Source organism: Methyloversatilis sp., assembly GCF_030696805.1.
Taxonomy (GTDB): domain Bacteria; phylum Pseudomonadota; class Gammaproteobacteria; order Burkholderiales; family Rhodocyclaceae; genus Methyloversatilis.
Genome location: NZ_JAUYRO010000010.1, coordinates 1 through 1,317 on the forward strand (window position 1 = coordinate 1; position 1,317 = coordinate 1,317).

A 1,317-nucleotide genomic window follows, 5' to 3' on the forward strand; every position below is an offset into this window, starting at 1 on the left:
CAAGGAGATGGCATGAATGATTTGTGATCGGCCTTGGTGCTCGGCGTCGTGGCGTTTGCTACGGTGTTGGGCGAGGCGGATAGGTTGCAGGCTGGATCGGCATCTTAGGGCTTTGGACCCTGTCAAGGAGATTACCCGCCGCCTGCCGCCGAACGACCAGCTTGAGGCCCGACTTGCGTCGGTGACCTCGTATAGGAGTTTGGCCGGGCCGTTCACACCCGCCCTTTGCCTGGGTGGGTTCCGCCTCACCCAACGAGCGGGAGAATAGCCATGTCTTATATCGGAGTCGACCTTCATCAAAACAGCATCACGGTGTGCCGACGAACCGGCGACGGGAGTGAGGCGTTCGAAACGTTGACGCTGTCGCCTGGCGATATGGATCGCTTTTGCGGCAGCCTCGACGCCGATGACGAAGTGGCGATCGAGGCGACCGGCAACAGCGCCTGGTTCCGTGACCAGATCTTGCCCTGTGTGGGCCGGGTGGTGGTGGTCAACCCCAGTCAGTTCAAGGTGATCAGGAAGTCGGTAAAGAAGACCGATAAGAACGACGCAGCGGCGCTCGCGCTGTTCCTGGAGAAGGACATGCTGCCCGAAACGCGGGTGAAGACGAGCGCCGAGACCGAACTGGCTTCGCTGGCGCACACCCGCGATCTGCTGGTCAAGCAGCGCACCCGGCTCTTGAACAAGATCCACGCGCTGCATGTCGGCAAGGGGCTCAAGCTGAAAAAGGAAAGCCTCGGCTCGAAGCGGGGGCTCGCCGCGATCGACATGGCCCTGTTCTCGCCTTGCGAGCAGGTCGAGATCACGGTGCTGCGTGAGACCGCGCTGTCCCTGACTGCAAGCCTCAAGCAGCTCGACACCGAGATCGAAAAGCACGCCTCGGCGCTCACCGGCTATGAGGGGATCGTCTCGATCAAGGGCGTGGGCCCACGCTCAGCCGCCGTTCTGCTCGCGGCTATCGGTAACGTCCATGACTTCGAAAGCGCCGACAAGCTCGCCGCCTACTTCGGCATGGTGCCGCGCGTTGCCCAGTCGAACGAGACCGACCACCGCGGCCGGATCACCAAGCGCGGCAACAAGCTGGCGCGCACCACCCTCGTCCAGTGCAGCCTCGTCGCCACGCGCTACTCGCCATACCTCAAGAACTTCCACGAGCGCATCCGCCAGCGGCGCGGCACCGGAAAGGCCATAATCGCCACCGCCCGAAAGCTGCTCTCCATCATCTACGATACCCTCCGCAATGGATGGGTCTTCGACGACTTCACCCAGTTCCAGCGCAGAGAAAATCTCAGACCCGCTGGACAATCATCATAGGAG

Annotated in this window: 1 protein-coding gene; it reads left to right on the plus strand. The window is 62.1% G+C overall.

Going from position 1 to position 1,317, the window contains the following annotated elements; translation table 11 throughout:
• The first annotated feature begins 270 nt into the window (after nucleotides 1–270).
• Nucleotides 271–1,314, plus strand: a complete 1,044-nt coding sequence (locus Q8R75_RS00965; protein ID WP_305663487.1) for an IS110 family transposase — start codon at nucleotides 271–273, stop codon at nucleotides 1,312–1,314.
• Nucleotides 1,315–1,317: the final 3 nt, after the last annotated feature.

Excerpts from the sequence above, each read along its gene's own strand:
- Q8R75_RS00965 (WP_305663487.1), top strand. The coding sequence starts at position 271 with ATGTCTTATATCGGAGTCGACCTTCATCAAAACAGCATCACGGTGTGC.